Consider the following 4,694-nt stretch of genomic DNA (forward strand, 5'->3'; position numbering starts at 1 on the left):
GGGCTGCACAGCCTGATGCACTGCCAGTAGCTGCTCCAGCACCTGCTTCAAGTGATTCAGATGCAATGCATTGGCTCCGTCGCTCTTGGCGTTCGGCGGGTCGTCATGGACCTCCAGGAAAACGCCGTCAACACCTGCGGCCACGGCTGAGCGCGCGAGTACGGGAATGAACTCCGGCTGACCACCGCTGACGCCGTTGGCGGCTGAGGGCGTCTGCACGGAATGCGTTCCATCGAAGACCACGGGGGCAAAGCCGCGCATGATTGGCAGCGAGCGCATATCGACGACGAGGTTGTTGTAGCCGAAGCTGGCGCCGCGCTCGGTCAGGAAGACGCGTTCATTGCCGCTCTCGCGGATCTTTTCCGCGGCGTGCCGCATGTCCTGCGGGGCGACGAACTGGCCCTTCTTCACGTTGATGGCCCGGCCGGTCTCGGCTGCTGCAATCAGCAGGTCAGTCTGCCGGCAGAGGAAAGCGGGAATCTGCAGCACATCTACCGACTCGGCTACCGGAGCACAGTCCTGTGGTGTATGTACATCCGTCAGCACGGGCAAACCGTGTGCTTCGCGCACGGCCTTCAGGATGCGGCAGCCTTCTGCCAGGCCGGGGCCGCGAAAACTCTTGATGGAGGTGCGGTTGGCCTTGTCGTAGCTGGCCTTGAAGATATAAGGAACGCCGAGGTCGGAGGTAATGCGCTGAATCGCATCCGCCATCTTGCGGACGTGGGCCTCGCTCTCGATGACACATGGGCCTGCGATCAGAAAGAGCTTGCCGCCGCCGACTCGAACTCCGGAGAGATCAAAGGAACTCATACTTCTTAGGATTGGAACACAAGTATCGTCAGCACTTGGCGCCGACGAAGACGGAGAGTGGGTGATCAGCGTCCCAGGGCGGACTGTTTGAAAGCTGAGGGAGACTTGCCGTAGGTCTCGCGGAAGGCAGCACTGAAGTGGCTATGGCTGGAGAAGCCAAGGTCCAGGCTGAGCTGGGTAAGATCCTCATACTCTTCCAGAAGATCGAGCGCGCGTGCGAGCCGCAGCCGTAGTTGATAACGATAAAGAGGAATGCCCTCCACCTGCTGAAAGACCTGTGTGAGATAAACCGGCGAACAGCGAACTTCAGCGGCAACCTCCGCGAGCGTCCACCGGCGTCCAAGGTCGCTGGCGACAACCAGCTTGGCGCGGTCAACCAGACGCTGATGACCCGCACTCCCGCCGGCGACGTGGGCGGTACGAGGTCCCAGCGTATGTTGCACCAGCTCCAGCGCGAGTGTCTCCGCTTCCAACGGCGCTGCGACTCCTTGGCGCAGCCGGTGCCGCAGCGTGGCGAGCAGAGATTGGGTGTGGGTATCGACGCGAAGCCGTTGTGTCTTATACGTGGGCTCAGAGCGGTCAACCAGGAGCGACACGGGGGAAAGCTCTGCCAACAACGACGGAGATAGAAACAAKGACAGACTGGCGTCTCCCTTCGATCGCACGGCTCTGGAGGTCTGGCACCAAGAAGCATACCACCGGCCGATGCACGTTTTTCTCCGATATACGGTCGCGACGAGGGCGGGCATATTACTTGGGAAGAGTACGCTCGAGGCTCTGAAGATAGAGCCCAACAGAGGGTCCATGTGTCCGGAGCAGCGTGTCTGCTTCGTTCCGCCTGCCGGAGGCCAGAGCTGCCTTGACGGCGAGCGCGACGGAGCGATCGGTCTCGCGATTGTGAAGATTCTGCAACGCAAGCACCCACGCGTGTTCGGCGTCATGACCCTGGCCGAGATAGAACTCGGCGGCATGATCGGCGAACGCGAGTGGCGCATGCATCAGCAACAGGTCAAAGCGCTGCCGGGCGTGATCGATCTCCTGCCGGCCCTGTTCCAGAAGACCGCTTCGTAGATGCAGCGATCCCAGCAAGGCATAGGCTTCCGGTTCATCCGTGGCTTTGATAACGCCGGTTAGCCGCGCGATAGCAGACTGTGTCTCACCGCGAGCTGCTTCAATCTCGGCAAGGTTGATGTTGGCCGCTGCGAATTCGGGAAGATAACTGAGCGCCTGCCGATAGAAGCCTTCTGCCCGCGCCAGATCCTGACCCTGATCTGCCCACATCAAGCCGCGCGCAAAACAGATCCAGGCATAGGGGAAGGGAAGGGTGGTATGGAGATCGGCCAGAGCTGCGGCATACAGTTGGTCTGCTTCGCGCAAGCGCCCGAGCATCGCGTAGGCAGCGGCAAGCATGGTGCGCGAGGCGATGCCTGGATGTTGTTTGACCTCGGCTTCGAGGGATGGCCTTACCTTGGCTGCATTGCCGGTCGCGATGAGGATGGAAGCTCGCAGTGGCACGGTCTGGCCGCGGTCGGCTCCTTCGGTCTCCGCGTCCTCAACATCGTGAAGCGCGTCGCTGAACCGGTGCAGCGCGGCCCGCGTGCGAGCTCTCTGCAACAACGCCTTGGCGCTCGCCGGCTGCTGCTCGGTGAGAGCAGAAGCCCGCTCCAGCGCATCGTAATCTGCCAGATAACGCGCTCTGGCAAGCAGCAGATCTTCCACGCCGGGAAGATTTCCAATCTGCGCGATCTGGGCGTCAAGGTTCGCTATTGCGATCACGCCTGCGGTGGTTTCCCGTGCAATGTCCGCGCGCCCTTCGCCGATGGCGGATGTTTGCAGGCTGAGACCGATCACAACGCCGATAAGAGAAAATCCGAGTCTATTCATGGTTTCGCCAAAAAGGGGAAGGTACTGGGGGAGTGTTGTTGGTCGTCGTGCAGCAGGCCATCGTCGACGCCGTTCATCCGGTCGAGAGTGAGGAGCGAGCGGAAGATATTGTTTGCGTCGTAGTTTGGAGTTCTGCCGCCACAGTCATCCGATACAGCGTCAGACCGATGAAGAGCGTTGAATTCGACTGCAAGAAACTGTGTGCATATACCGGATGCGCTGTTAACCCAGATACGATCGTCCGCAAGCAGGACCGCAAGCGGCTTATAGCGCTGTGCCGGAGCGGCATGGGCATTAGCCAGCCACTGGTTTCCGCACTCTCCATCGAAGCTGTCATACAGGCCGAGTGTTGTTGCAATGTCCCGCGTGAACTGCGACCATCCTGAGCGCGAGACACGGTTATAGGCTTCTTTCCGGCGATCGCTTATTGCCTCCGGCGCCAGCGGACTGCCGACGAGCGCGTTCTTGATCAGGGGACGGGCGGTGCGCTCGATCTGTTCGCCAAACGCGGGAACACCTGTGTGTTTGCTTTTTCCTGCGCGCGGCATCCTGTGCACCGATCCCCAGACGGCCAGCAGCTTGCCTCCACGCGCGATGGTATCGACATCGATGGAAACGACCAGTGATGAGGTCTTCCATCCAGCGAGGAAGTTTGATGCCGGACCACCATTGGTATGGCGCCAGGTATCGAGGATGGTGTGTGAGGTTGATGTGTCGAAGCGGGGACAGCCTGCACCATCCACAGGGGCTCCGTGCTGCAGTGCGGCTTTCGCAACGTCGTATGCGGCCCGCGTTCCTTTCACATTGTTGAAGAACGGGTCGTCCCGCAGGCCTGCAAAGACCGTGAAGCTGTGGGCGTCACTTTCAATGCCGGTCTCCACATTCGCATTGCCCCTGACATGATCGGTTCTGACATGATCTGGCTTGTCTGTCCAGCATTCGACGTTGTTGGCAACGTCGAATGTACAGATGACGATGGCGCTTGCAGAAGTCGCTCCAAAGCGGTTCCCGCTGTCGATGTGAAAGACATACTGTAGCCTGTCGGAGAACTTGTGGGCCACGATGTCCATCACCAGGTTCAGTCGTTTGCCGTCAGGTGACATCCAGGCATAGAGGTCACCGATATCCGCCGCAGGATCCTTGATAACGGTTGGTGTATCCAGATGGTCGGAGGCAAGCGCGGTTGCGACGAAGAAGAAACTCGCGACCCCTGCGGCAAACGAGAGCAGGTAAGAGGCTGTATATCTGTAGAGATTCATTCACAGGCTCCAGACAAACTCGGCTTCTTCGACGATGAGAGAGGGCATCTCTTCGGGAAAGAAGAGCTTCGCTCCCGGCACGAGACGGTAACCAAGCGAGTTTCCAACAGTGGCATGGAAGTACTGGGGACTCTGCTGCGAGAAGATAGTGTCGCCTGTGCCCCACAGGACCCGTGTTGCGACCGCCTGAGGGGGACTGTCGGGCTCGGTATCGCAGTTGGTCAGTAAAAGACTTTTGACCCGGTGCGGGTAGCGAACACTGAAGAGTTGGGCGACGGCGCCTCCGCTGTCGTTGGCGACGATATCGACATCCGCAATGGAAAGCTTATCGAGTAACTCCGCGAGCATCGCGACCTGAGCCTGGGGCGTAACCTCCTGACCTTCGGCAACTTCGGTGTAGCCGAGGCCGAGGAAGTCAGGAGCGATGCAGCGGTGTGTCTTTGCGAGCTGCGGAAGGACGCCGCGCCATTGAAAGCTGTTCAGCGGGAAGCCATGCAGAAAGAGGGCGGCAGGTCCCTTTCCAAGGTCGAGATGAGAGATACGGCCCTGCGATGTGGTGAGGAACCGGCGTGCCGCATGAAAGTCAGAGGCACTGAGCTCGCTCAAGTTTTTCGAGATCTGGCCGAAGAAGAAAGGGCATGCGGTTGCATAGGCCGCTGCGGCGCTGCTGAGGCGAAGAAAATCTCTACGGTGCATGGATGACATCTCCCTTGTCGTTGAAGAACTGAACCTTAGTAGGCC

5 protein-coding genes are annotated in these 4,694 nt (G+C 59.7%); all 5 read right to left on the reverse strand.

Going from position 1 to position 4,694, the window contains the following annotated elements; all coding sequences use genetic code 11:
* The coding region (gene kdsA, locus AB4043_RS20785; RefSeq protein WP_442300480.1) for a 3-deoxy-8-phosphooctulonate synthase at positions 1-810 on the reverse strand (810 nt) is incomplete at its 3' end.
* Between the two features lie 65 nt (positions 811-875).
* Complete coding sequence (locus tag AB4043_RS20790) at positions 876-1,406, reverse strand: helix-turn-helix domain-containing protein (protein WP_442307962.1); 531 nt, start codon at positions 1,404-1,406, stop codon at positions 876-878.
* A 154-nt stretch (positions 1,407-1,560) separates the two neighbouring features.
* Positions 1,561-2,694, reverse strand: coding sequence for a tetratricopeptide repeat protein (locus AB4043_RS20795; RefSeq protein WP_442300482.1), 1,134 nt, complete (start codon positions 2,692-2,694; stop codon positions 1,561-1,563).
* On the reverse strand, positions 2,691-3,953 hold the full coding sequence (locus tag AB4043_RS20800) for a DUF4331 family protein (RefSeq protein WP_442300483.1): 1,263 nt from the start codon (positions 3,951-3,953) through the stop codon (positions 2,691-2,693). The genes AB4043_RS20795 and AB4043_RS20800 overlap by 4 nt, the downstream gene beginning before the upstream one ends.
* On the reverse strand, positions 3,954-4,649 hold the full coding sequence (locus AB4043_RS20805) for an alpha/beta fold hydrolase (protein WP_442307963.1): 696 nt from the start codon (positions 4,647-4,649) through the stop codon (positions 3,954-3,956).
* Positions 4,650-4,694 lie beyond the last annotated feature (45 nt).

It is taken from the genome of Terriglobus sp. YAF25 (assembly GCF_052113305.1).
Lineage (GTDB): Bacteria > Acidobacteriota > Terriglobia > Terriglobales > Acidobacteriaceae > Terriglobus.

Excerpts from the sequence above, each read along its gene's own strand:
- AB4043_RS20795 (WP_442300482.1), bottom strand. The coding sequence starts at position 2,694 with ATGAATAGACTCGGATTTTCTCTTATCGGCGTTGTGATCGGTCTCAGC.
- AB4043_RS20800 (WP_442300483.1), bottom strand. The coding sequence starts at position 3,953 with ATGAATCTCTACAGATATACAGCCTCTTACCTGCTCTCGTTTGCCGCA.
- AB4043_RS20805 (WP_442307963.1), bottom strand. The coding sequence starts at position 4,649 with ATGCACCGTAGAGATTTTCTTCGCCTCAGCAGCGCCGCAGCGGCCTAT.